This is a genomic window from Pontibacterium sp. (assembly GCF_964228735.1).
Taxonomy (GTDB): Bacteria; Pseudomonadota; Gammaproteobacteria; order Pseudomonadales; family Balneatricaceae; genus Pontibacterium.
The window spans coordinates 1-22814 of sequence record NZ_CAXRBQ010000049.1 but is presented as its reverse complement, the minus strand read 5'-3'; the positions used below and the strand labels follow the sequence as shown (position 1 = coordinate 22814).

At 53.8% G+C, this 22814-nt stretch carries 19 protein-coding genes; 5 read left to right on the top strand and 14 right to left on the bottom strand.

What is annotated here, in order from left to right:
• The first annotated feature begins 172 nt into the window (after positions 1-172).
• The 5 genes from pilB (at position 173) to yacG (ending at position 4934) form a co-directional block, all read left to right on the top strand.
• A complete protein-coding gene (pilB, locus tag ACEQ15_RS04925) occupies positions 173-1885 on the top strand; it encodes a type IV-A pilus assembly ATPase PilB (protein WP_370277973.1) in 1713 nt (570 codons plus the stop codon).
• Between the two features lie 93 nt (positions 1886-1978).
• The gene (locus ACEQ15_RS04920) at positions 1979-3202 is read left to right on the top strand and encodes a type II secretion system F family protein (RefSeq protein WP_370277972.1); all 1224 of its coding nucleotides are present in this window, start codon (positions 1979-1981) and stop codon (positions 3200-3202) included.
• A 31-nt stretch (positions 3203-3233) separates the two neighbouring features.
• Positions 3234-4097, top strand: a complete 864-nt coding sequence (locus ACEQ15_RS04915; RefSeq protein WP_370277971.1) for an A24 family peptidase — start codon at positions 3234-3236, stop codon at positions 4095-4097.
• A 4-nt stretch (positions 4098-4101) separates the two neighbouring features.
• Positions 4102-4707 (top strand): dephospho-CoA kinase, encoded by a 606-nt coding sequence (gene coaE, locus ACEQ15_RS04910; RefSeq protein WP_370277970.1) that lies wholly within the window; start codon positions 4102-4104, stop codon positions 4705-4707.
• A gap of 5 nt (positions 4708-4712) precedes the next feature.
• Positions 4713-4934 (top strand): DNA gyrase inhibitor YacG, encoded by a 222-nt coding sequence (yacG, locus tag ACEQ15_RS04905; protein WP_370277969.1) that lies wholly within the window; start codon positions 4713-4715, stop codon positions 4932-4934.
• On the opposite strand, the gene ACEQ15_RS04900 is transcribed toward yacG, so the two are convergent.
• From ACEQ15_RS04900 to murF, 14 genes are all read right to left on the bottom strand, one after another.
• Positions 4915-5853, bottom strand: coding sequence for a Nudix family hydrolase (locus ACEQ15_RS04900; protein WP_370277968.1), 939 nt, complete (start codon positions 5851-5853; stop codon positions 4915-4917). The two genes, yacG and ACEQ15_RS04900, sit on opposite strands and share 20 nt — an antisense overlap.
• Before the next feature lies 1 nt (position 5854).
• Positions 5855-7072: a bifunctional glutamate N-acetyltransferase/amino-acid acetyltransferase ArgJ gene (argJ, locus tag ACEQ15_RS04895; RefSeq protein ID WP_370277967.1), complete on the bottom strand. Its 1218-nt coding sequence runs from the start codon at positions 7070-7072 to the stop codon at positions 5855-5857.
• Positions 7073-7184: 112 nt separating this feature from the next.
• Positions 7185-9935, bottom strand: a complete 2751-nt coding sequence (gene secA / locus ACEQ15_RS04890) for a preprotein translocase subunit SecA (protein WP_370277966.1) — start codon at positions 9933-9935, stop codon at positions 7185-7187.
• A 265-nt stretch (positions 9936-10200) separates the two neighbouring features.
• Positions 10201-11115, bottom strand: a complete 915-nt coding sequence (gene lpxC, locus ACEQ15_RS04885; RefSeq protein WP_370277965.1) for a UDP-3-O-acyl-N-acetylglucosamine deacetylase — start codon at positions 11113-11115, stop codon at positions 10201-10203.
• 91 nt (positions 11116-11206) lie between these two features.
• Complete coding sequence (gene ftsZ / locus ACEQ15_RS04880) at positions 11207-12391, bottom strand: cell division protein FtsZ (protein WP_370277964.1); 1185 nt, start codon at positions 12389-12391, stop codon at positions 11207-11209.
• Between the two features lie 110 nt (positions 12392-12501).
• Positions 12502-13758 carry a cell division protein FtsA gene (gene ftsA / locus ACEQ15_RS04875; protein ID WP_370277963.1) on the bottom strand — a complete coding sequence of 419 codons (1257 nt, stop codon included), beginning with the start codon at positions 13756-13758 and terminating at the stop codon, positions 12502-12504.
• A gap of 5 nt (positions 13759-13763) precedes the next feature.
• Positions 13764-14615: a cell division protein FtsQ/DivIB gene (locus ACEQ15_RS04870; RefSeq protein ID WP_370277962.1), complete on the bottom strand. Its 852-nt coding sequence runs from the start codon at positions 14613-14615 to the stop codon at positions 13764-13766.
• Complete coding sequence (locus ACEQ15_RS04865; protein WP_370277961.1) at positions 14612-15568, bottom strand: D-alanine--D-alanine ligase; 957 nt, start codon at positions 15566-15568, stop codon at positions 14612-14614. The genes ACEQ15_RS04870 and ACEQ15_RS04865 overlap by 4 nt, the downstream gene beginning before the upstream one ends.
• Complete coding sequence (gene murC, locus ACEQ15_RS04860; RefSeq protein WP_370277960.1) at positions 15565-17013, bottom strand: UDP-N-acetylmuramate--L-alanine ligase; 1449 nt, start codon at positions 17011-17013, stop codon at positions 15565-15567. Before murC ends, ACEQ15_RS04865 begins: the two co-directional genes overlap by 4 nt.
• A complete protein-coding gene (gene murG, locus ACEQ15_RS04855; RefSeq protein WP_370277959.1) occupies positions 17010-18095 on the bottom strand; it encodes an undecaprenyldiphospho-muramoylpentapeptide beta-N-acetylglucosaminyltransferase in 1086 nt (361 codons plus the stop codon). The genes murC and murG overlap by 4 nt, the downstream gene beginning before the upstream one ends.
• Positions 18088-19308 (bottom strand): putative lipid II flippase FtsW, encoded by a 1221-nt coding sequence (gene ftsW, locus ACEQ15_RS04850; protein ID WP_370277958.1) that lies wholly within the window; start codon positions 19306-19308, stop codon positions 18088-18090. Before ftsW ends, murG begins: the two co-directional genes overlap by 8 nt.
• Complete coding sequence (gene murD / locus ACEQ15_RS04845) at positions 19308-20657, bottom strand: UDP-N-acetylmuramoyl-L-alanine--D-glutamate ligase (RefSeq protein WP_370277956.1); 1350 nt, start codon at positions 20655-20657, stop codon at positions 19308-19310. Before murD ends, ftsW begins: the two co-directional genes overlap by 1 nt.
• Before the next feature lie 9 nt (positions 20658-20666).
• Positions 20667-21749 carry a phospho-N-acetylmuramoyl-pentapeptide-transferase gene (gene mraY, locus ACEQ15_RS04840; protein WP_370277955.1) on the bottom strand — a complete coding sequence of 361 codons (1083 nt, stop codon included), beginning with the start codon at positions 21747-21749 and terminating at the stop codon, positions 20667-20669.
• On the bottom strand, positions 21750-22814 hold a 1065-nt coding region (gene murF, locus ACEQ15_RS04835; protein ID WP_370277954.1), incomplete at its 5' end, for a UDP-N-acetylmuramoyl-tripeptide--D-alanyl-D-alanine ligase.

Here is a 22814-nt window from a genome sequence, read left to right as displayed (position 1 = left end):
CTTTTCTCCAGCGAAAGAGAGTTCCATTTGTTCAAAGCCGTAGAACGATAATAGCGCAATTCAGATGACATGCCAGTGAAGATTTGCCAAAAAGCGCAGATTTTCAAACATCCGCTTAAATGCTATGTTAGCCGTTGATCCATGTCATAATTTACAGGTGCAGGACAAGCCCGTGGCCCAAGCATTTCAACCGTTAAGCGGTCTGGCAAAGCGACTAGTTAACGAAGGTATTTTTTCCGCAGAAGTTGCCATGGAGGCGGCGCAGGAAGCCCGCGATAATAAACAGACCTTTATCGCCCACATTATCGAAAAGCGCCTGGTAAGCGCAGCTCGTGCCGCTGCTGTAGCTGCCGACGAGTTCGGTATGCCACTGCTAGACCTGGATGCGCTGGACCTCGACACCCTGCCACAAGGTGTGATCGAAGATAAGCTAATTACCAAGCACCACGCCCTCCCGCTGCAGAAGCGGGAAAACCGCCTCTTTGTCGCGATCTCTGACCCAACCAATATTCAGGCTCTGGATGAGTTTAAGTTCCAGTGCGGACTTGCCACCGAAGCGGTTGTGGTAGAAGAGGATAAACTGCGTCGTGCAGTAGACACCTTCCTAGATAAACAGACTTCTGCGCTGGACGACCTGGACGACACAGATCTAGACAATCTGGAAATAGACGAAAGCAGTCCTGACGCTGAGGAAGAGCTCGACAACGACGCGACAAGCGATGCACCAATTGTACGTTTTGTTAATAAGATCCTATTGGATGCTATTAAAGGTGGTGCATCGGATATTCACTTTGAGCCTTACGAAAAAGCCTACCGTATCCGCTGCCGTATTGATGGCATCTTACAGGAAGTATCACGTCCTCCATCTAATTTGGCATCGCGCCTCGCTGCGCGCCTGAAAGTAATGTCCCAAATGGATATCTCTGAACGCCGTGTCCCTCTGGACGGGCGTATCAAGATGAAGATATCCAAAAGCCGCGCCATCGACTTCCGTGTAAACACACTACCTACTCTGTGGGGTGAAAAGATCGTGCTGCGTATCCTCGATCCAAGTAGCGCCAAGATGGGCATCGAAGCACTAGGATTTGATGAGGAACAGCATGATCTTTATATGAAGACCCTGCACAAACCGCAGGGGATGATTCTGGTAACCGGCCCGACTGGTAGCGGTAAGACTGTCAGCCTCTATACCGGATTGAATATTCTGAACACCGAAGAGCGTAATATTTCCACCGCAGAAGACCCAGTAGAGATCAATCTTGAAGGGATCAACCAAGTTCATGTGAATCCGAAGGTCGGGCTTACATTTGCTGAAGCCTTGCGCGCTTTCCTACGACAAGACCCTGACGTAGTTATGGTTGGTGAGATTCGAGACTTGGAAACAGCAGAGATTGCGGTTAAAGCGGCACAAACCGGCCATATGGTACTTTCCACCCTGCACACCAACAGTGCTGCAGAAACCCTCACCCGCATGCGTAATATGGGTGTACCAGCATTCAACATCGCGACGTCAGTTAGCGTAATTATCGCCCAGCGTCTTGCCCGCCGTTTATGTAATAGCTGTAAACGAGCAGTCACCATTCCAGAAACCTCCCTCAAAGAGGAGGGTTTCAGTAAGAAACAACTGAAAGAACTTCACCTTTACGAAGCCAACCCATCTGGTTGTGCCAAATGCAGTAAAGGTTATAAGGGGCGTGTCGGTATCTACGAGATGATGGAGATGACTTCAGAATTAGCTACCATCATCATGGAAAACGGAAGTTCTCTGGATATTTTGGAAACGGCCACCAAAAATGGTTTTAAGCCGTTAAGACAGTCAGGCCTTGCCAAAGTTGCGCAAGGCATCACTAGCCTGGAAGAGATGAACCGCGTTATTAAAACCTGACAAACCTCATACTCAGTAACGAGTTACCTGTAAAGTTCATCTATTTGCGCTATAACATCAAACCGTTTACGCAGTTATTAAGGTTGAGGGGCTATGGCCGCTAAAGAACAACAAGTGATCAGCTTTCACTGGGAAGGCAAAGACAAAAACGGCAATCGCAGTCAGGGTAAGATTGAAGCAGAAAGCCCCTCTGCTGCAAAAGCTCTTCTTCGCAATCAGGGAATAAACCCCCAAAAAATTCGCAAAGAATCTAGCTTGAGTCTTTTCAGTAATGCAAATGCACAGATTAAACCATTAGACATCGCTTTCTTTACTCGCCAAATGGCCACAATGATGAAAGCAGGAGTACCTTTACTACAAGGTCTTGAAATCGTCTCGAATGGTACTGAAAAGAAAAAACTTAAGGAGATGATTAAAAGCTTACGAAACGATGTAAATGGTGGTCTTGATTTGTCTACCGCACTGACTAAATTTCCACAGCATTTTGACCATCTCTATTGCAACTTGGTTGCAGCCGGTGAGAAATCTGGCGCACTGGAACAGATGCTAGACCGTCTTGCAACATACAAAGAGAAAGTTGAAAGCCTGAAGTCTAAGATCAAGAAAGCACTCACTTACCCAACCGCAGTTATCGTGGTGGGATTAATAGTATCTGCCATACTTCTCGTCAAAGTAGTTCCGATGTTTGAAACGATATTTAAAAACTTTGGATCTGACTTACCCGCATTCACAAAGTTTGTTGTCGGCTTATCAGAAGTAGCCCAAGCATGGTGGCATGTGACATTTGTTGGTGTAGGAATTACAGCATATCTCTTTAAAACAGCCAAAACTAAGTCGCAATCGTTTGCCGACTCTGTTGATAGAGCAATGCTAAAAATCCCTGTGATAGGTAAGATCCTTCACAACGCAGCAATCGCCCGTTTTGCCCGTACGCTCGCCACCACCTTTGCCGCAGGTGTACCACTAGTTAACGCTTTAGAATCCGCTGCAGGAGCCGCAGGCAACGTGGTTTACAGAAACGCAATCACACAGATAAAAAACGGCGTATCCACCGGTCAGTCTCTGCAAAACGCTATTAACATGACCGGTGTTTTCCCGAATATGGCTGTACAGATGATCTCCATTGGTGAAGAAGCGGGCTCGCTGGATATGATGCTCGGCAAAGTTGCCGATTACTACGAAGAACAGGTCGATAACGCTGTAGATAACCTCTCCAGCCTGCTGGAACCGATGATTATGGTGATCCTGGGGGTACTGGTTGGTGGCTTGGTTATCGCGATGTATCTGCCAATTTTCCAGCTGGGCTCAGCAATCTAAGGAACGTCCAGAGAAGTAAGGAACAGTACCATTGATTCTATTTGATACTCTGAATGCCTCTCCTGCTTTGACTGTTAGCGTGGCGTTTATCTTTGCCCTGATGATCGGCAGCTTTCTCAACGTGGTGATCTATCGCGTGCCAAAGATGATGGAGCTGGAATGGCAGGCCCAGGTTGACGAACTCCAGGGCAAAGAACCGGAAGAGATCCGTTTTAATCTGGCGGTTCCAGCTTCCAGTTGCCCTAACTGCGGCCATAAGATCCGCTGGTATGAAAACCTGCCCGTGATCAGTTACATGCTACAGAAAGGCAAATGCAACGGCTGCGCAGCGCCTATCTCTAAGCGCTACCCAATCGTTGAGCTTTTTACTGCTCTGATCAGTGCATTTGTGGCTTCGATGTATGGCTTAAACGAGATCGGCCTGGCGGTGATGTTCTTCACCTGGGTACTGATCTGCCTCACCATGATCGATTACGATACCCAGTTACTGCCCGACAACATGACCCTGCCATTGCTCTGGCTAGGTCTATTGGTAAACAGCTTCGGTATGTTTACCAGCCTGCATATGGCAGTGGCAGGCGCGATGCTGGGATACCTTTCCCTCTGGTCAATCTACTGGCTCTTTAAGCTGCTTACCGGCAAGGAAGGCATGGGTTATGGCGATTTCAAGCTGCTGGCTGCGCTGGGCGCCTGGGTGGGGGCTGACCAACTACCGGTGATCATTCTTTTCTCTTCACTGGTTGGGGCAATCTTTGGGATAATGATGATTGTCCTGAAGCGCCATGAACGCCAGAATCCAATTCCTTTTGGACCTTATCTTGCGGTGGCAGGCTGGATCACATTGATCTGGGGACAGGATATTGTTCACAAGTATCTTCAACTGATAAGTGTATAAAGCGATGTTTGTTGTTGGACTGACCGGTGGTATCGGCTGCGGTAAAAGCGCTGTTTCTAACCGCCTTGCAGAAAAAAGCGTTCCCATTATCGATGCAGATGTCGTTGCACGTGAGGTTGTTGCGCCCGGGGAATCCGCACTTGACGCAATTGGTAAGCGATTTGGTGAAGAGGTTCTGCTGGAAGATGGATGCCTGAATCGCCCTAAACTCAGAGAGATTGTTTTCTCTGACGAGAAGCAGCGCGTCTGGCTCGAACAGCTGCTGCACCCAATTATTCGTGATCGTATCCTACAGAAACTGGAAGAACTGGACAGCCTCTACGCAGTGCTGGCGTCACCACTGCTGCTGGAAACCGATCAGCATATGCTGGTTAACCATGTAGTGGTTGTAGATGCGCCGGAAGCACTCCAAATTGAACGTACGGCGTCGCGGGATAACACTTCTGAGGATCAGGTAAGAGCAATCATCGCGGCGCAGATGTCTCGTGAGGAGCGCCTGAAAGGAGCTGATACGGTATTTGATAACAGCGGTGACCAAAGTCAGCTGGATACCAACGTCGCCGCCCTGCACAAGAAGCTAGTTGCACTGGCTGAAGCGGAAACAGAGTAAAGCTGATGAGCAAACGAATGATTGACTGCCCACAGTGTGGCGAGAAAGCAGAATGGAGCGAGAACAACGCGTTCCGCCCCTTCTGCAGTGAACGTTGCCGCCTGATTGATCTGGGCGCCTGGGCGAACGAAGAATACCAGATCGCCGCCAACACCAATCAGGACGAGAACGACTTCAGCACTGGGGATGAGCCCGGCGCCCGGGAAGCTACTCCCACCATGCACTGATTGCTGCAACACCCTGCGCACCGGCATCCCACGCCTGGTGCAGGGTGTGCTCACCCATCCCACCTAATGCATAAACCGGTAAGGTTGTTTCTGCAACCAACTCAGTGAATCGCTCCCAACCCATTGGTGGCGTATCAGGATGTGACGTTGTTACTGCAACCGGTGACAGTGTTACAAAATCAACACCCAGTGCCTGTGCTTTCGCCAGCTCTTCTTCGTTATGACAGGACGCACTCAACCAGCGGCCACTAAACTGTTCCCGAGAGTCCATCGCCATCAGGCGTGCGCTGCTTAGATGCAGTCCATCAACGTCCAGCTCATTTGCCAGCTCAACGCAGGTGTTCAGCGTCAGGAAGATACCCTGCTTGCGGCAGAATTCCTGCATTGATCGGGCGACGTCAATGAAGCTGTCATCTGCCAGATGCTTGGCGCGTAACATCACACCCTCTGCACCGCGACTCACACCTCCCTGGAGAGCTCCAAGATACTGTTCAGCGTTATCGCACTCACCAGTGATCATCAGCCGAGACGGCAGCAGTGCGGCCGCCACAATTGGCTTATTCGCTGCCGGGAATTCATAACCTGCCAGTTCTGAACGATCTACCCAGGCAATTGGCTGCCCTTCCCGCCCATAGGCTTCACCTTCGAAGGCACTTACCTCGTAGACATCAAGCAGTACAGACTTGTCCGGGTAGTGATGGGGGATCTGAATCAACGGGCGTGCCGTGGTGATCTGAATCCCCAACTCCTCATCCAGCTCGCGCGCCAACGCCTCAACTACAGGCTCAGCAGGCTCGACCTTGCCACCTGGAAACTCCCAGAGACCGCCCTGATGTTTATCCTCAGGACGGCGCGCCAGTAGGATCTGCCCCTGTGCATTCAGGATGACTGCAGCGGCAACGTGGATCAGCTTAGCCATCTTACGAGCGGTAGTCTGCGTTGATGCTAACGTATTCCTGAGACAGGTCAGTGGTCCATACTGTCTCTTCTACGTCACCACGGTTCAGTACAACACGGATAGTGATCTCTTCCTGATCCATCACCGCCTGACCTGCTTCTTCGGTGTAGCTCGCCGCACGGCCACCGTTTTCAACAATGCACACATCACCCAGGAAGATTTTCAGAGCTTCCAGGTCCAGGTTTTCCACTCCAGCACGACCAACAACCGCCAGGATACGCCCCCAGTTTGGATCGGAGGCAAACAGTGCAGTCTTCACCAGCGGAGAGTGAGCAATATCAAAGGCTACTGCCAGCGCTTCTTCCTGCTGCGCAGCACTTTCAACTTTTACGGTCACGAACTTGGTTGCACCTTCACCATCACGCACGATTGCATGGGCCAGATCACGCATCACGCGATCCAGTACTTCGGTAAATTTATCCAACAGATCTAGGTCTTCGGAATCAACCTTCACACCAGAAGCACCCGTAGCAACCAGGATGCAGGAGTCGTTGGTTGAAGTGTCGCTATCAACGGTGATGCGGTTGAACGACTGGTTGGTGGAATCAGTCAGCAGGGCCTGCAGCAGGGCCTGATCGATCTCAGCATCAGTTGCAACGTAACCCAGCATGGTCGCCATATTTGGCTTGATCATGCCGGAACCTTTAGAGATACCGGTCACAGTGATGGTTTTGCCGTTGTATTCGAACTGCTCGCTCGCACCCTTAGGGCGGGTATCTGTGGTCAGGATGCCACTGGCCGCATCTTCCCAGCCGTTTTCGCTCAGTGCATCTTTCGCTGCCGGCAGGGCTGCGATAATTTTCTCGACCGGCAGCTTTTCACCAATCACACCGGTGGAGAATGGCAGTACCTCTGCATCGGACACACCCATCATGTCGCCCACGCTTTTGCAGGTCAGGGCCGCGTCGTCCCAACCTTCCTGGCCGGTACCTGCATTGGCATTACCCGTGTTTACAACCAGGTAACGTGCAGACACAAGTTCCATGTGGCGCTTACAGATCTGTACAGGTGCGGCGCAGAAAGCGTTTTTGGTAAATACACCCGCAACAGTCGCTTCAGCAGGAATTTCCATCAGAACCAGATCTTTTCGACCTGGTGTTTTGATACCCGCGGACGCTGTACCCAGTTTAAAACCCGCTACCGGGTGAAATTCAGGAAGAGTGCCAGGACCTACTGCCATCTCAATATCTCCATTCGCAAAGACAAACAAAGCAGCCGAGGCTGCTTTGTTGCTGTTATCACTTACCGGGGAAGTCGCCGATCTGCCACTGCCCCTTTGTTATCAGTACCTGTTATGAAAGCTTGCCGTGGCACTGCTTGTATTTCTTACCGGAACCACACGGACAAGGTTCGTTACGCCCCACCTTCGGCGTTTCACGGGTGAACGGCTGCTCTGAACCGGCAACCTGCTGTTCGCCCTGTTGCGCCTCTTCAGAAGGCTGCCCCATGGCGGTAGTTTCCTCGTGCTGGTAGTTCATCTGCTGACGTTCTGCCTGCTCACGGCGCTGCTGCTCCATCGCTTCAACCTCTTCCGGCTGACGCACCTGAACGTGGCTCAGGATGCGGACAACGTCCTGCTTGATATTTTCAAGCAGCTCCTGGAAGAGCTGGAACGCTTCGCGCTTGTATTCCTGCTTCGGGTTCTTCTGTGCATAGCCACGCAGGTGAATACCCTGACGCAGGTGATCCATGGTCTGCAGATGTTCTTTCCACAGGGTATCCAGCACCTGCAGCATCACCTGCTTCTCAAACATACGCATGGTATCAGCACCCACCAGCTCTTCTTTGGTCTGGTAAGCTTCTTTCACAGATTCCTGAATCTTCTGACGCAGAGTCTCTTCGTGCAGGTTATCGTCTGAATCCAGCCACTCCTGCAGCGGCAGCTTCACAGCGAATTCGCTCTCCAGTGCTTTCTCCAGCCCTGGAACATCCCACTGCTCTTCCAGGCTTTGTGGCGGAATAAAGCCGTCGATGGTGTTTTCCACAACCTCTTCACGCACTGCATTCACGGTTTCGGAGATGTCGTCCACCGCCATCAGCTCGTTACGCTGACCGTAGATCACCGTACGCTGATCGTTAGCTACATCATCGTATTCCAGCAGCGCTTTACGGATATCGAAGTTGCGACCTTCCACCTTACGCTGAGCTTTTTCGATGGCGTTGCTTACCATCTTGTGCTCGATCGCCTCGCCTTTTTCCATACCCAGTGCCTGCATCATCTGACGCACACGGTCAGAGGCGAAGATACGCATCAGGTCATCTTCCAAGGAAAGGAAGAAGCGGGAAGAACCGGCATCACCCTGACGACCCGCACGACCACGCAGCTGGTTGTCGATACGACGGGATTCGTGACGCTCAGTACCGACAATGTGCAGACCACCATTTTCCAGTACCGCATCGTGACGTTTCTGCCACTCAGCCTTAACCTGTTCGATCTGCTCTTCAGATGGGTTTTCCAGCTCCGCCAGATCAGATTCCAGCTTACCGCCCAGCACAATATCGGTACCACGACCGGCCATGTTGGTCGCGATAGTCACCGCCCCGGCACGACCGGCTTCCGCAATGATCTCTGCTTCACGACCGTGGTTTTTCGCGTTCAGTACGTTATGCGCAATGCCCTCTTTCTTCAGCAGGGCGGAGATCAGTTCAGAAGATTCTACAGAAGCAGTACCCACCAGCACCGGACGCTGCTGTTCCTGAGTGCCTCGGATCTCTTTGATGATCGCTTCGTACTTCTCTTCCATGGTGAGGAACACCAAGTCGTTCAGATCTTTACGCGCAACTGGTCTGTTGGTTGGGATTACAACCACGTCCAGACCGTAGATCTGACGCAGCTCGAACGCTTCAGTATCTGCGGTACCGGTCATACCGGACAGTTTCTCGTACAGACGGAAGTAGTTCTGGAAGGTAGTGGATGCCAACGTCTGGCTTTCCTGCTGAACCGCTACACCTTCTTTTGCTTCCACCGCCTGGTGCAGGCCTTCCGACCAGCGACGCCCCGGCATGATACGACCGGTGTGCTCGTCCACGATAACCACCTGGTTGTCCTGAACGATGTAATCTTTATCGCGGATGAAGAGGTTGTGCGCACGCAGACCTGCCAGCACGTGGTGCAGCAGCTGCAGGTTGGTTGGTGCATAGAGACTCTCACCCTCACCCAACAATTCCATCTCGGTCAGCTGTTCTTCAACAAAGCTGTGACCGGCTTCTGTTAGCTCGACGGTGCGGTTTTTCTCATCAACTACAAAGTGCTCGTCGATCACCTGAGTTTCGTCTTTCGGATCGATCTCGCCGTCAAAGCGGGTCAGTTTAGGGATCAGCGTATTGATGCGCATGTACATGGCGGAGCTGTCTTCGGCCGGGCCGGAGATGATCAGCGGTGTACGCGCCTCATCAATCAGGATGGAATCCACCTCATCCACAACCGCGAAGTTAAAGGCACGCTGAACCTTATCTGCCGCGCTGAATGCCATGTTGTCGCGCAGGTAGTCAAAACCAAATTCGTTGTTGGTACCGTAGGTAATATCACACGCGTACGCGGCTCGTTTCGCTTCCTGGTCCTGACCGGACAGGATAACCCCCACAGACAGACCCAACGCTTCATACAGTGGACGCATCCACTCGGCATCACGGCTTGCCAGGTAGTCGTTGACGGTCACAACGTGCACGCCTTCACCCGGCAGTGCATTCAGGTAAACCGGCAGTGTTGCTACCAGGGTTTTACCTTCACCGGTACGCATCTCTGCAACCTTACCTTCGTTCAGGGTCATGCCACCGATCATCTGCACGTCGAAGTGACGCATACCCATCACACGGCGGGACGCTTCACGCACAACCGCAAATGCTTCCGGTAACAGCTGATCCAGCGTTGCCCCCTCTGCCAACCGCTGACGGAACTCATCGGTTTTAGCTTTCAGCGCGTCGTCCGAGAGTTGTTCCAGATCCGCTTCAAGTGCGTTGATCTGTTTAACAACACGACCCATACGCTTGAGTTCACGATCGTTCTTACTTCCAAATACTTTCTTGAACAGTGAGGTCAGCATGTTTTGAGTTTTCAACCTGTCTAATCAAAGGTTTCCGGTAAACTGCGTCCGGCAAATTTAACGCAACATTCTAACTCTATTGGGGCGAGGATTAGAATCTCAAGGGCTAATTATTTCGTGCGATTTACGACTTTGGTCAATAAGCCACAATCCAACAACGGCGGGACCGGTAAATCAGTTGAATGTTTGGTATCCAGACACAAAAAGGCCGAACACTCAGGTTCGGCCTTTTCACAGGAGAGAGTTGCTTTCAGAGACCTAAATCTCAGTTCGCGACAACAGGCTTCTGGTAAGAGATCGGAGACGCCGCGGCTTCCTCTTCGAAGGTTACCAGCTCGTATGCGTCTTCGTTTGCCAGCAATTCGCGCAGCAGCATGTTGTTCAGGTAGTGGCCGGACTTGTGACCAAAGAACTCACCAATCAGGCTCTTACCCAACAGGTACAGGTCACCCACGGCATCCAGAATTTTATGCTTCACGAACTCGTCATCGTAACGCAATCCATCTTCGTTCAGAATGCGGTAATCATCGACCACAATCGCGTTGTCGAAGCTACCACCCAAAACCAGGTTCTGGGAACGCAGATATTCGATGTCGCTCATGAAGCCAAAAGTACGCGCACGGCTGACTTCTTTCACGAAAGAGGTGCTGGAGAAATCCAGGCTGGCTTCCATGTTACGACCTTCAAATGCAGGGTGCTGAAAGTCGATTTTGAAGCCCACTTTAAAGCCATCAAACGGACGAAAGGTCGCGGACTTACCATCACTGGTAACGGTCACTTCTTTCTTGATGCGGATAAACTGTTTTGGCGCTTGCTGCTCTTCGATTCCTGCAGACTGAATCAGGAATACGAACGGCGCAGAACTCCCATCCATGATCGGCACTTCTTCAGCACTGAGTTCAACAAACGCGTTGTCGATGCCCAGGCCCGCCATAGCGGACAGCAAGTGCTCAACGGTTGCTACACGCACGCCATCCTTACCCAGGTTCGTGGACAGCGTGGTATCAGCAACGTTGTGCGCGGCAGCTTCTATTTCGACCACAGGATCCAGATCAACGCGACGGAAAACGATACCGTTATTGATTGGCGCAGGTTTCAGCGTCAGATAAACCTTCTGACCGGAATGCAAACCAATACCCGTAGCCTTGATGCTGTTTTTCAGTGTTCTCTGTTTGATCATATTGTGTGCCGTAACCTACCCTGCGCGCGTTAAATTAACGGGCAATTGTACCAAAGTTATATTTGCAACAGCAACCGCACCCAGCCCGGCGTCAGTCGTTCTGCTTGCGCAGGAACGTTGGGATATCCAGGTAGGATTCCCCGTCTGTGCCGGTCTGTTTAACCGTTTCGCGTTTTGGCTCCGGATCAGCCTTTGCCCCACCGTCGTTCAGGTTTTCCTGACGCTGACGACGCAGCACGGTTGGCAGATCAATCTCGTTCAGATTCAACTCGCCATCCGGCTTTTTCAAGCCAGCTTTCACTTCCAGTGCCGGTTCCTTGGGCTTGTCCAGGCCCGTTGCCACGACAGTGACCTTCAATTCGTCAGTAAGTTCCGAATCAATTACGGTACCCACTACGATTGTGGCATTTTCGTCGGCATATTCCGCAACCAGATCACCCACCTCGGTAAATTCACCCAGGCTCAGATCCATACCACCGGTTACGTTGACCAGGATGCCGCTGGCACCTTTCAGGTCCACGTTATCCAGCAGTGGGCTCTTGATTGCAGCTTCTGCAGCCTGAGTCGCACGGCTTTCACCGGTCCCAACACCGGTACGCATCATCGACATCCCCATTTCAGACATAACGGTACGCACGTCCGCAAAGTCGACGTTGATCATGCCGCCACGGGTGATCAGGTCAGAGATGCCCTGCACCGCACCTTTCAGTACGTCGTTCGCAGCATTGAAGGCGTTCATCAGGGAGCAGTTGCGCCCCATCACCTGCATCAGCTTGGCGTTCGGAATGATGATCAGGGAGTCCACGCAATCGCGCAGCTCACCCAGACCTTCGTTCGCGATCAGCAAACGTTTGCGGCCCTCAAACGGGAACGGTGTAGTCACCACCGCCACAGTCAGAATACCCAGCTCTTTTGCCACCTCGGCCACGATCGGCGCCGCACCGGTACCGGTACCGCCGCCCATGCCTGCGGTGATAAACACCATATCGGTACCCTGCAGCGCTTCCGCGATACGCTCACGGTCTTCCAGCGCTGCTTTACGACCGATCTCAGGGTTGGCACCTGCCCCCAACCCTTTGGTCAGCTCGTTACCGATCTGCAGTACAGAATTACCTGTCATGCCGCTCAGAGCCTGTGCATCGGTGTTGGCGCAGATAAACTCCACACCTTCTAGGGCACTGTTTGCCATGTGCTGGACAGCGTTTCCGCCTCCACCACCGACGCCCACCACCTTGATCACAGCACTCTGTGGAATGCTATCGACCAGTTCAAACATAACTCTCTCCTTCCGGTTTGATACAACCACCCTGCCCTGGCTGTATCCGTTCAGTCTTGCAATGTCGGTGACGCCACTCCAATCACCGTATGTATCGTTCTTTGTTCTGCTTAGAAGTTACCCTGAAACCAGGACTTCATTCGCGTCAGAATATCTGGCTTGTTGCTTTCAATCAGCGCTACCGGCTCTTCCACCGTCACGGCAGCAAAGTCGGTGTCCTGATTGTCTTTTGCGTACAACAGCAGACCGATGCCGGTTGCATAGATCGGACTGCGCAAAATATCTTCCATCCCGCGCACGCCTTTTGGACTGGCCAGTCGCACCGGCATGTGGAAGATCTCTTCCGCCAGCTCAACTGCACCTTCCATCTTCGACGTTCCGCCGGTCAGCACGATGCCTGCCGCGACCAGGTCTTCGAAGCCACTGCGACGCAGTTCAGCCTGAATCAGGGTAAACAGCTCGTCATAACGCGGTTCAACCACCTCTGCCAGTGCCTGACGGGATAGATCCCGTGCCGGACGGTCGCCCACACTTGGCACTTTAATCATCTCTTCCGGGCCAGCCAGCTGAGCCAGTGCACAGGCGTACTTAATCTTGATCTCGTCTGCGCTTGCGGTTGGTGTACGCAACGCCATCGCAATGTCGTTGGTGACCTGATCGCCCGCAATCGGGATCACAGCCGTATGACGGATCGCTCCGGCGGTGAATACTGCGATATCGGTTGTACCTCCACCGATATCTACGATGCAGACACCCAGCTCTTTTTCATCTTCGGTCAGCACGGAGTAGCTGGACGCCAGCTGCTCCAGCACAATATTGTCCACCTCCAGGCCACAACGACGGATACACTTCTCGATGTTGTGTACGGCGTTAATCGCACCGGTTACCAGATGCACCTTGGCTTCCAGGCGCACACCGGACATACCCAGCGGCTCTTTGATCCCTTCCTGCGCGTCAATCACATATTCCTGCGGCAGGATGTGGATAATTTTCTGATCTGCCGGAATCGCCACCGCCTGGGCGGCATCAATTACGCGCTCCAGATCGTAGTCCATCACCTCACGATCCCTCACTGCAACGATACCGTGAGAGCTCAGACTGTTGATATGACTACCGGCAATACCCACTGTGACAGAGTGAATCTTGCAGCCCGCCATCAGCTCGGCTTCTTCAACGGCGCGCTGAATGGAGGTCACGGTCGACTCGATATTCACCACAACGCCACGTTTCAGACCACGGGAGGGGTGACTACCTACGCCGATAATCTCTACCTCGCCATCCAGGCCTACCTCGGCGACCAGGCATACCACCTTGGACGTACCAATATCCAATGCGACAATCATGTTGCTTTCAGCTGTCGAACCCATCTCTTTTAACCCGCGTTCTCTTCGTCTGCCTGTAGCTTCCACTTCACGGAAACCCCGTTTGCGTAGCGAATATCCACTAACTCAATTTGTTCTGCGCGTGCAGCCAGCACCCGCGTGTACAGGTCGAGGAAACGTTCCAGCCGCTCGTTCACCGAGCTGCGCCCTACGACCACTTTTATGTTGTTCTCCAGCACCAGTGTCCAGGCGCCACGCTCTTCAAAGTTGAGTGCGACTACCCGCTGCCCGATCCGTCTGAACATCTGGTTCAGATCGTGGAACTGGGCCATCACCTGTACTGTGTCTTGCGCTGAGCCACTCAGGCGTGGCAACTGCGCGTATTCCTCTTTCAATTCGGGCCAGAAGATCTCACCCTCGTGGTTGAGAAGACCTGATTCACCCCAGCGGGCAACCGGTACTTCCTCCTCCACGCGAATCTCCAGCGTCTGCGGCCAATCCCTCACCACACCGGCGTTCCGTACCCAGGGATGGCTGATCACCTGTTCCCGGATCGCATTAATATCTATTGCCAGCAGTCCCTGCTCCAGATTTGCGGCTACATTGTCCGCCAGGGCCGGTTTATCCAGGTGGCGCACCGCACCAACAACCTTCACATCCTGCACCGGCTTATCCAACCAGCCCCACACCGGCAGATAGAGACTCCACAAGCCGCCGGCGAACATCACCAGGGCGGTCAGGGTCCAGAGCGGTTTCAGCCACCAGTCCTGTTCCCGCTCTAACTGTTCGGCCTCTGGCTCTTCCGTCGATGGCAACGCCTCACGGGTTGCCCCTCGGGGAGTCAGCTCTTCCAACTCATCTTCCGCACCCGATTCCACACCCCGGGAACGAAACCAGTTCATCCGGCCACCGTTGGCCGCAGAATCTCAACCACCAGCTGTTCAAAACAGATCCCTTTTTTGCGCGCTGCCATCGGCACCAAGCTGTGGTCGGTCATGCCAGGCGCGGTATTCACCTCCAGCAACTGGAAGTTACCGTCACCATCCTGCATCAGGTCAACGCGGGACCACCCCTCGCAACCCACGGCATTGAACGCGTCGATCACCAGGCGGTTCAGTTCCGCTTCCTGCTGTTCACTCAAGCCATGCTCAAACAGGTAGCGGGTATCATCCGCTTCATACTTAGCATCGAAATCGTAGAAATCGTGGGTCGTTTCAAGCTTGATCGCCGGTAGCGTCTCACCGTTGAGCACACCCACCGTAAATTCGCTGCCGCTCATCCAACGCTCGGCCAACACCAGGCTGTCCAGCTTGGCCGCGTTTTCGTAAGCCTGATGCAACTCGTCAAGGTTGGTCACTTTAGCGATACCAATGCTTGAACCTTCATGGGCTGGCTTCACAAAAATCGGCCACCCCAGTTTGTCGCCAACCACTGCCAGATCGGTGCTTTCATCGATCACTACGTATTCCGGCGTTGGTAGGCCGGCCCCCGTCCACAGCTGTTTGCAACGCACCTTGTCCATACCCAGCGCGGATGCAGCAACACCACTGCCGGTATACGGCTTACCCAGCATCTCCAGCACCCCCTGCAGAGTGCCATCTTCGCCACCCGGACCGTGCAGGATCAGAAACGCGCGATCAAACTGCGCTTCGCTCAACTGCGCCACCGGGTTCAGATCACCATTCTCACCGCCCAGGTCGATGCCAAACGCATCCACGCCCGCACGCTGTAATCCCGCCAGCACCTCAGCACCACTTCGTAGGGAGACCACGCGCTCTGAAGACAGTCCCCCATAGATCACTGCGACACGTCCAAGCTGACGTGCCTCTTCAGCCGTCACCCTGAACATTGTCATACAGCATTCTCCTCACTAAACAGAGACAGGTTCTTCAGCTTGTGCGCCAGGTGAGTAATGTCACCCGCTCCTTGGGTCAGCAGCAGATCGCCCGGCTCCAGCAGGTCTTTCAGCACATCCTGAATATCGTCCGTGCTCTGTACAAAAATCGGATCGATACGTCCACGCTGACGAATACTGCGGCACATGGAGCGGCTGTCTGCACCCGGGATCGGCTCTTCACCCGCGGCGTACACTTCCAGCAGCAGCATCAGATCCGATTCGGACAAGACTTTTACAAAGTCTTCGTACAGGTCGCGGGTACGGGTATAACGATGTGGTTGGTAAATCATTACTAACCGACGATCCGGCCAACCTTCGCGCACCGCCTTAATGACCGCTTCGACTTCACGCGGGTGATGACCGTAATCATCCACCAGCGTGATCTCACCACCGTTCACCGGCAGTTCACCCAACACCTGGAAACGACGGCCTACACCCTGGAATTTTTTCAGGGCGTCACAGATCGCCTGACCTTCCAACCCCTCTTCGGTCGCAACCGCAATTGCCGCCAGCGCATTTTGTACGTTGTGACGCCCCGGCATGGTCAGGGTCACTTCCAGGTCTTCGTGATCACCCGGACGTGTCACGCGGAAGTGGGTATACATACCTTCCTGACGCAGGTCCGTCGCACGGTAGTCCGCCTCTTCGGAGAAACCATAGGTCACAATCGAACGGCTGATCTCCGGCATCACTTCACATACCACCGGATCATCCACGCACATCACTGCCAGCCCGTAGAACGGTAGGTTGTGCAGGAAATCGATGAAGGTCTTCTTCAGCTTACCGAAGTCACCACCGTAAGTTTCCATGTGGTCGGCGTCGATATTCGTCACGATGGCCACCATCGGCTGCAGATGCAGGAATGACGCATCACTCTCATCCGCCTCAGCCACCAGGTAACGGCTGCCACCCAGCTTGGCGTTGGTACCAGCACTGTTCAGGCGACCACCAATAACAAAGGTTGGATCCAATCCGCCCTCAGCCAGAACGGACGCCACCAGACTGGTGGTGGTTGTTTTCCCGTGGGTACCGGCAACCGCAATACCATGACGGTAGCGCATTAACTCAGCCAGCATCTCTGCACGTCGTACCACTGGGATACGTTTCTCACGCGCCGCTTTCACTTCCGGGTTGGCTTCATTGACCGCGGTGGAAACCACCACAACATCGGCGGTTTCAATATTCTCTTCGCGATGACCGATATGAATCTCGGCACCTGCCGCCGCCAGACGATCAGTGGTGGCAGAGTTTTTGATATCTGAACCGGAGATACGGTAACCCTGGTTGAGCAGTACCTCAGCGATACCACACATACCTACCCCGCCAATACCCACAAAGTGGATACCACGGATACGGCGCATTTCTGGCACCTCAAACAGGTTTGGGTTGCGGATATCGCTCATCTCTTCATTGCCTCCAGGCATACTTCGGCAACACGGGCACCGGCTTCTGGGCGTCCCAGTGCGCGGGCATTGGCTGCCATCTCACCCAGCGTCTCTCGCTGGCTGAATTGTTCTGTTAACAGTTCTTTCAAGTGATCAACCGTCAGCTCAGGCTGCGGGACCAGTTGCGCAGCATCCAACTGCGCCAGATATTTAGCGTTGGCTGTCTGGTGGTCGTCCACCGCAAATGGGAACGGCACCAGGATCGCAGCCACACCGGCAATCGCCAGTTCGCTGACAGTGAGCGCGCCAGCACGACACAACACCAGATCCGCCCAACCGTAGGCTTCATCCATCTGTTCGATGAACGGCACTACGCGTGCTTCCAAACCCAGGTGCTGATACCGCTCCAGCGTCTCTTCATAGGTGCGTTTACCGGTTTGATGCCACACCTCCGGACGTTGCTCCTCCGGCATCTGTGCCAGCACTTCGGGCAACGTCTCGTTGATCGCTTTTGCCCCAAGGCTGCCACCCACAACTAGGAGGCGGATTTTACCGGAACGGTTTCCGTAGCGCTCTCGCGGATCGTTCATCTGCAAGATCGGGCCACGCACTGGGTTGCCTACGGTTTCGGTATCCGTTTCTGACGGGAAGGCATCCTCAAACGCCTCCAGCACCCGCCATGCCATTTTCGAGAGGATCTTATTGGTCATCCCCGCAATGGCATTTTGTTCATGTATCACCAGCGGTTTGCCCAGCAGCTTAGCCGCAACCCCGCCTGGACCGGATGCAAAACCACCCATGCCCAACACTACATCCGGCTTCACCTGACGTAATACAGCCAACGCCTGCCAGATCGCCAGCAACACTTTAAACGGCGCCAATAGCAGGCTTAAACGTCCTTTACCACGCAGCCCCGCCACATCAATGCAATGCAACTTGATACCAGTTTCAGGAATGACCCGTGCTTCGATACCTTTTTGTGTGCCCAGCCATTCCACATGTACACCCTGGCGCTGCAGCTCATGCGCAGTTGCCAGTGCCGGAAAAACATGCCCGCCCGTGCCACCGGCCATAATCAATGCCACCGGTTGTTTAGCCATATGCAGGCTCCTGTACTTCACTTTCCGATTTTTTCTTTACCACCGGTTTTTCATCAGCCCCGGCTAACTGCAGTTTCTTCAATTCCAGATCGATGCGCAGTACCACCGCCAACATCGCGCAACTGACCAGCAGACTACTGCCGCCATAACTCACCAGAGGCAAGGTCAGCCCCTTCGTAGGCAACGCGCCCACGTTCACACCGATGTTGATCAATGCCTGTCCGGCAAAGATCACGGTAAAACCGTAGGTGATATAGGCCATGAAAAACTCTTTTAGTTTCTCGGCCTTACGCCCAATACTAAACATTCGGTAGATCAGCACGGTATACAGGGCTACCAGCGCGAGTACCCCCAGAAAACCCAACTCTTCTGCCAGCACCGAGAACACAAAGTCGGTATGCGCTTCCGGCAGGTAAAACAGTTTCTGAACACTGTTACCGAGGCCAGTACCAAGCCATTCACCACGTCCAAATGCGATCTGTGCTTGGGTCAACTGATAACCTGCACCATAAGGGTCTGCCCAAGGATTCAGGTAGGTTTGTAATCGTTCCAATCGATAGGATTGGGCACCTATCAGCAATCCCAACAGACCTAATGCACCTGCAAGGATCAGGATGAACTGGGAAAAGCGCATCCCCCCCAGAAATATCATCGCCATCACGGTGCCGATTAATACCACCGCGGCACCAAAGTCCGGCTCCATATAAAGCAAAACCACAAAAATACCGAGTGGCAATGCAGGCTTAGCAATCCCGCTCCAACTGGTACGCACCTCGTCCAGGCGACGTACCAGATAGCCGCCCATATAGATCACCATGCAGAACTTGGCGACCTCGGAAGCCTGCAGGTTGATCGGCCCAATTGGTATCCAACGGCTACTACCATTTACCTCTCGACCGATACCCGGTACCAGCACCGCAATCAGCAACACCATGGAGCCCAGCATCCACCAGTGCCCGGTACGCTTCCAGAAGTCGATCGGAATACGCCACACTATGATCGCCCCCACCAGCGCCAGCAGCATAAAGATCGCCTGCCGGATCACGTAAAAATAGGGTGTACCGTTGCGCTCCAGCGCCACATCCATCGATGCCGAGCTGATCATGACAAACCCATACAGCACCAGCGCGCTGGCACAGAACAGCACCCACGGGTCAAATGGCAAGACCCCGTGATTTTGTGCCTGTTCTGGTTGCCGCAACGCGCTCAGCATCAGAGTTTCTCCACCGCCGCGATAAACATATCGCCCCGGACGTTAAAGTTCTTGAACATATCGAAACTGGCACAGGCCGGTGACAGCAAGACGATATCGCCCTCTTCAGCCAGCTCGGAGGCCAGCTTAACCGCCTCTTCCATATCGGACGCATCGCGACACTCTATCGAGCCAACGGCCTCCCGGATACGCGGCGCGTCGGTACCGATTAACACCACGGCACGACCATATCGCGCCACTGGAGCCGCCAGGTCAGCAAACTCTGCACCTTTACCGTCACCCCCGGCAATCAGCACAATCTTGGCATCGTCCAACGTAGGTCCCAATCCGTCTAGCGCAGCAACGGTTGCGCCCACATTGGTGCCTTTCGAATCGTTGAAGTAGCTGATACCCGCTTTGTCAGCAACCCACTGGCAACGGTGTTTCAGTCCGCCGAACACTCGCAGAGCATCCAGCATCGCTTCCAGCGGTAAGCCTGCTGCCTGACCCAGCGCCAGTGCAGCCAGCGCATTGGCGACGTTGTGCTGTCCCCGGATTTTCAGCTCCGATACCGGCAGTAGTTTGTCCTGCCCTACAGCCAGCCATTCGGTGCCCGCTTCGTCCCGAGCAACACCAAACAGATTCAGGTCCGGGCGCCCCAGGTGGAACGCACTGGTGGTTACACCTTTTGGCAGCAACGGACTGGTCAAGGCATCATCACGGTTCACTACCGCATGGCTGCAACCACGGAAGATGCGATGCTTCGCCTGGTAGTAGGCCTGCATATCCGGATAACGGTCCTGATGATCCGGGCTGATATTCAATACGGTTGCAACTTTGGCACGCAGATCGTGGCAGGTCTCCAGCTGGAAGCTGGATAGCTCCAGCACATACAGCGCTTGCTCACCCTTCGCCAGCATATCCAGGACGGGTGTACCCAGGTTGCCGCCGACACCCACATCGATCCCCGCCGCGGCGGCCATCTCACCCACCAGGGTGGTCACCGTGCTTTTGGCGTTGGAACCGGTAATCGCAATCACCGGTGCGGTGATCTCACGGATAAACAGGTCGATATCACCGCACAGGTGCACACCTTTTTCAGCAGCTGTCTGAATCGCCGGATGGCTGATTGCGACCCCCGGGCTTACGATCAGCTCAGTCGCCTGCGCCAGGTACTCAGCATCAAGCTCGCCACAGCGCACATCAACGTCCGGAAAGTCTGCTTTGAAGTCCTCCAGACCAGCAGGATTTTCGCGAGTGTCTACAACGGCGAAAGGCACGCCTTTGCGTGCCAGATGGCGGGCGCAGGAAATACCGGTTGCGCCCAGGCCGATGATGATTCGCCGGTTGTCACTGGCGATTAAGCTCATTCGCTGCTCCTATCGTATCTTCAGACTTGCCAGCCCTATCAGTACCAATACAACCGTGATAATCCAGAAACGGACAATCACGCGGGGTTCGGGCCACCCCTTCAATTCAAAGTGGTGATGGATCGGTGCCATGCGGAATATTCGCCGGCCGGTCAGCTTAAACGATGCCACCTGCAAAATGACCGAGATTGTCTCCATCACAAAGACGCCACCCATAATTACCAGCACCAGTTCCTGGCGCACGATAACGGCAATCACACCCAGAGTCGCACCCAGTGACAGGGCACCCACATCACCCATAAACACCTGGGCCGGATACGTGTTGAACCAGAGAAAACCCAACCCAGCTCCAACAATCGCGCCGCAAATAATGATCAATTCACCGGCACCAGCCACATACGGAATCAGCAGGTAGTCGGCGAAACGGACGTTACCGGTCAGGTAGGCAAACACACCCAGTGCCGCAGCAACCATGACCGTTGGCATGATCGCCAAACCATCCAAACCGTCGGTCAGGTTGACCGCATTGGAACTACCTACAATCACGAAATAGGTAAAGACGATAAAGAAGATCCCCATATCGATCATCACGTCTTTGAAAAACGGTACGATCAGCTCGGTTTCCGCCGGGGTTTGTGCGCTGACATAAAGCAGGATCGCAGCGCCCAGTCCACCAATCGATTGCCAGAAGGATTTCCAGCGTGCAGGCAAGCCGCGAGAGTTTTTCTCTATCACCTTACGGTAGTCGTCTACCCAGCCTACGGCACCAAAGATCAGCATCACCGCCGTGGTGATCAATACAAAACGGTTGGTGATATCCCCCCACAGGAAGGTACTGATCGCGATAGCCAGAATGATCAGAGCACCACCCATCGTTGGGGTGCCAGCTTTGCTCAGATGAGATTGCGGTCCGTCATCACGGACAGCCTGACCAATCTGTTTAACGCGTAATTTCTTAATCAGCAGCGGGCCCAATAACAGCGAAATCGCCAGCGCGGTCAGTACACCCAGAATCCCCCTCAATGTGAGGTACTGAAATACCGCGAAGCCACTGTAGAAGTTGGACAAAAAATCCGCGAGCAGTAAAAGCATTTAGTGGTTTCCTTCAACCAATCCTGCAACAACTTTTTCCATTCCCGCGCTGCGAGACCCCTTGACCAATACGGTCATACCGGGCTCCAGCAAAACACGGACTGCATCAACCATCTGTTCCCTGGTTTCAAAATGCCCTCCCTGCATACCGGTGGCAGCGTTAAACGCCTCCACCGCATGTAACGACAGCGCACCGACCGTCATCAGACGGCCGGTCCCCTTCTGCGCTGCGTAACTGCCAACATCTGCGTGCTGTTCGGCTGCGTCGTCACCGAGCTCTGCCATATCCCCCAGCAGCAACAGATGTTTTCCGGGCAGTGAGGCCAGCAGGTCCACTGCTGCCTTCACTGCACCGGGATTTGCGTTGTAACTGTCATCGATGACAGTTGCGCCGTGTGCACCCATCTGCGGACACATACGACCTTTAACCGGTGTAAACTTTTCCAGGCCAGACACAGCCAGCTGCAGCGGCAAACCGGCCGCCATTATCGCAGCACAAGCCGCCGTCGCATTTGCGACATTATGCTTACCCATTACACCCAGTTGAATTTCAGCTTGCTGCTCGCCTGCCACCAGAAGGAAGCGGTAGCAGCCGTTTTCTGAAATCTCCAAGTTGCGCGCAACCACATCCGCCTGATCGTTTTCGATTCCAATCGTCAGGCGGTTCTGGCCTTCAGTCTTATCGAGCCAGTAATCGGTATGTGGATCATCCCGGTTGATGATCGCCCAGCCGCTATCGGTCAGCGTGTCGAAAATTTCGCCCTTGGCACGTACCACACCTTGCAGAGAACCAAATCCCTCCAGGTGTGCGCCCATCGCATTGGTCAGGATCGCAACATCCGGCAACGTCAGATTTACCGTGTAAGTGATCTCTTTTTCCGCACTCGCGCCCAACTCGATCACCGCGTGCTGATGCTGATCTTCGATCTCCATCAACGTCAGCGGACCGCCGATGTCGTTGTTCAGGTTGCCACGGGTGGCCAACACCTCACCCTGCTGGGCCAGGATCGCCGCCAGCATCTCTTTCACGGTGGTTTTACCGGCACTGCCGGTAACTGCAAACAC

Bases quoted from the DNA above. Each gene is read 5' to 3' on its own strand.
- argJ (WP_370277967.1), bottom strand. From the start codon at position 7,072: ATGGCAGTAGGTCCTGGCACTCTTCCTGAATTTCACCCGGTAGCGGGT.
- murC (WP_370277960.1), bottom strand. From the start codon at position 17,013: ATGAGCGATATCCGCAACCCAAACCTGTTTGAGGTGCCAGAAATGCGC.
- mraY (WP_370277955.1), bottom strand. From the start codon at position 21,749: ATGCTTTTACTGCTCGCGGATTTTTTGTCCAACTTCTACAGTGGCTTC.
- murD (WP_370277956.1), bottom strand. From the start codon at position 20,657: ATGAGCTTAATCGCCAGTGACAACCGGCGAATCATCATCGGCCTGGGC.
- ACEQ15_RS04920 (WP_370277972.1), top strand. From the start codon at position 1,979: ATGGCCGCTAAAGAACAACAAGTGATCAGCTTTCACTGGGAAGGCAAA.
- ACEQ15_RS04865 (WP_370277961.1), bottom strand. From the start codon at position 15,568: ATGACAATGTTCAGGGTGACGGCTGAAGAGGCACGTCAGCTTGGACGT.
- secA (WP_370277966.1), bottom strand. From the start codon at position 9,935: ATGCTGACCTCACTGTTCAAGAAAGTATTTGGAAGTAAGAACGATCGT.
- ACEQ15_RS04900 (WP_370277968.1), bottom strand. From the start codon at position 5,853: ATGGCTAAGCTGATCCACGTTGCCGCTGCAGTCATCCTGAATGCACAG.
- coaE (WP_370277970.1), top strand. From the start codon at position 4,102: ATGTTTGTTGTTGGACTGACCGGTGGTATCGGCTGCGGTAAAAGCGCT.
- yacG (WP_370277969.1), top strand. From the start codon at position 4,713: ATGAGCAAACGAATGATTGACTGCCCACAGTGTGGCGAGAAAGCAGAA.
- murG (WP_370277959.1), bottom strand. From the start codon at position 18,095: ATGGCTAAACAACCGGTGGCATTGATTATGGCCGGTGGCACGGGCGGG.
- ftsA (WP_370277963.1), bottom strand. From the start codon at position 13,758: ATGGGTTCGACAGCTGAAAGCAACATGATTGTCGCATTGGATATTGGT.
- ftsW (WP_370277958.1), bottom strand. From the start codon at position 19,308: ATGCTGAGCGCGTTGCGGCAACCAGAACAGGCACAAAATCACGGGGTC.
- ftsZ (WP_370277964.1), bottom strand. From the start codon at position 12,391: ATGTTTGAACTGGTCGATAGCATTCCACAGAGTGCTGTGATCAAGGTG.
- lpxC (WP_370277965.1), bottom strand. From the start codon at position 11,115: ATGATCAAACAGAGAACACTGAAAAACAGCATCAAGGCTACGGGTATT.
- ACEQ15_RS04870 (WP_370277962.1), bottom strand. From the start codon at position 14,615: ATGAACTGGTTTCGTTCCCGGGGTGTGGAATCGGGTGCGGAAGATGAG.